We start from the raw sequence: 2765 nt of genomic DNA, 5'->3' as shown, positions 1-2765 counted from the left end.
GACCAGCGCAATGTCGCTGCCGCGCTCATAATGGCCGGAGGCGTAGTCTGGATGAAGATGGAGCTCGGTCACCGCATAGGTCTTCACGTCCAGGTCATCGGCGAGATGCGTGCGCCCGATCGCGACGCGCATCGGTCCGAGCCGACGCGTCATGCCGTCTTCGCCGCGTCTGAACTGCGCGGCCCTCCCGTTGCGCTCGATCCGCGCTTCGTCGACGCAATGGGCGGCCGTGAGCAGCCACTGTTCTGCGATCATGGTGCCGCCGCACTCGTGCATCGTGTCCCGGCCCTGCGCAAACTGGAGCGAAGCGATGCCCGGCCAGTCGTCAGCAAAGCCGTCCTCGCCATCCACCACACAGGAAGCAGCGAGCAGCAGGCCCGCCAGACCGGCCCCCAAGCGAACAGAAAATCGTCTCGTCATCGTCGCGTCCCCTTTGCAAACAGGTCACAGTGTTGCGCCAAGCAGCTGAGATATCAATCCGGTCTCGCTTTCCGCGCCCGCCAGTGCTTTCATGGCACCGATGAAACCGGGAGGCTGATGTAATGAAATTTCGACTGGGCGCGAGCCTTGGACTTCTGGCTGTTGCCGCCTGTACCGGCACGCCACCAACGGAAGCCGCAATGGACACCGCCACAGAGGCGGCAGCGCCCGTGGCGGAGACAGAGACCTATTCGATCATGGTCAGTGGCACGGAGATCGGCGGACTGGATGTCAGCCGCATCGGCCCGGCCATCACGGTCGATTATGAGTATCGCAACAATGGCCGCGGCCCGACGCTGAAGGAAGCGATCCTGCTCAATGAGGCCGGCCTGCCCACCGCCTGGACGGTGACGGGCAATACCACCTTCGGCAATGCTGTCGATGAGAGTTTCGCCCAGGATGACGGCCTCGCCGTCTGGACCGACTCCACCGGCAAGGGCCAGGCGGAAGTCGACGAGCCCAGCATGTATATCGCGCAGGCCGGCACGCCCTATTCGCTCGCCGTCTATGGCGCAGCGCTCCTCAATGATGAGGACCGCACGCTCCCTGCCCTGCCGGCCGGTTCGCTGACCCTCGAAGAGATGGAGAGCTTCACGGTTTCAGGCGCCGATGGCGACGAAAGCGTTACCTCCTATGCGCTGATCGGGCCGGAAATCGACCCGACCTATTTCATCCTCGATGCGGATAATGATCTGTTCGCCCTGATCAGCCCGGAATTCCTCGTCGTACGCGACGGGTTTGAAGGGGCCGACGAGTCGCTGCGCGAACGCGCTGTCAAATATTCGACAGACCGCTTCGAAGCGCTTCAGGCTGAGCATGCGCACATGTTCGACGCGCCGGTGCGTATCCAGAATGTCCGCCTGTTTGATCCGGAGACGATGGATCTGACTGCGCCAGCTTCGGTCCTGGTGGAGGGCGACACAATTGTCTCGATCGGTGCCCCCGATGCCACTGCTGCAGGCGAATACACGATCGATGGCGCTGGCGGCACGCTGGTGCCGGGCCTGTCTGACATGCACGGCCATATGAGCCAGGATTCAGCGATGCTGAACATCCTCTCGGGCGTCACATTCGTGCGCGACATGGGCAATGACAATGAAGTGCTCGGCGAGCTGATCGACAAGATCGAGGCTGGCACGCTTGCCGGTCCGCGCATTGTGCGCTCCAGCTTCATTGAAGGCAAAAGCCCGTTCAATTCGAACAACGGCATCATCGTCACCAATCAGGAAGAAGCCAATGAAGCGGTGCGCACGTCCTGCGAGGCCGGACACTTCTTCCAGATCAAGATCTACAATTCCATGAAGGGCGAATGGGTGCCTGAAATGGTCGACCTTGCGCATGAGTGCGGGCTTCGCGTCGCGGGTCACGTGCCGGCCTTTTCGCGCGCCAATACGATGATCGAGGCAGGCTATGACGAGCTGACCCATATCAACCAGATCATGCTCGGCTGGGTTCTCGAGGCCGATGAGGATACGCGCACCCTGCTGCGCCTGACGGCGCTTGCCCGCCTGCCGGACCTCGACCTGTCTTCGCCCGCCGTTCAGGAAACGCTCGACCTGATGGTCGAGAATGACGTCGCCGTCGACCCGACCTATGCGATCCACGAGGCGCTGCTGCTGGCGCGCAATGGCGAATTCCGCCCCGGCGTCGAGGACTATATCGACCATATGCCCGTCGGCGTGCAGCGCTCGGCCAAACAGGCCTGGTCGAAGATCGACACACCCGAAGATGACGCGGCCTATAGCGGCGCGTTCGATCAGATCACCGAGACGCTGTCCCTGATGAAGGATCGCGGCATCCTGATCCTGTTCGGCACCGATATGGGCGGATCATTCAACCTCCACCGTGAGCTCGAACTCTATCAGAATATCGGCTTCACACCGGGCGAGATCCTGCAGCGCTCGACGCAGGATGCTGCCGACTATCTCGATATGGGCGACGAGATTGGCTCGATCGAGGAAGGCAAGCTCGCTGACTTCTTCCTCGTTCCCGGCAATCCGGCCCAGGACCTGAAAGCGATCAAGACCGTCAAGCTCGTGATGAAGGATGGCACCGCCTATTTCCCGAGCGAGATCTACCCGTCTTTCGGGATCGAGCCGTTCATCGACGCGCCGGAGATCGTGGCCCCTGAATGAGACCCGGTGTTTCAAGACTAGCCCTGACGGGCCTCGCCGGCCTGCTGGTGACAGCCATGCCGGCCTCGGCCCGTCAGGTCAGCTTTGAAGCCAATCCCTTCATCGTCTTTGACTGGGATGAGCGCCTCAGCGCCGGGGTCGAGCTTGCTG

Annotated in this window: 2 protein-coding genes; one reads left to right on the top strand and one right to left on the bottom strand. The window is 61.9% G+C overall.

All coding sequences use genetic code 11. From position 1 onward, the window contains the following. On the bottom strand, nucleotides 1-420 hold a 420-nt coding region (locus WA989_RS17905), incomplete at its 3' end, for a trypsin-like serine protease (protein WP_424341830.1). Between the two features lie 122 nt (nucleotides 421-542). Between WA989_RS17905 and WA989_RS17900 the strand changes: the two genes are divergently transcribed. Next, the gene (locus WA989_RS17900) at nucleotides 543-2615 is read left to right on the top strand and encodes an amidohydrolase family protein (protein WP_424341829.1); all 2073 of its coding nucleotides are present in this window, start codon (nucleotides 543-545) and stop codon (nucleotides 2613-2615) included. Nucleotides 2616-2765: the final 150 nt, after the last annotated feature.

Origin of the sequence: Henriciella sp. (genome assembly GCF_049649345.1) — a bacterium.
Classification (GTDB): domain Bacteria; phylum Pseudomonadota; class Alphaproteobacteria; order Caulobacterales; family Hyphomonadaceae; genus Henriciella.
Note: the sequence above shows the minus strand (reverse complement) of the source record. Positions and strands in the feature narration are given on the sequence as shown.

Bases quoted from the DNA above. Each gene is read 5' to 3' on its own strand.
- WA989_RS17900 (WP_424341829.1), top strand. From the start codon at position 543: ATGAAATTTCGACTGGGCGCGAGCCTTGGACTTCTGGCTGTTGCCGCC.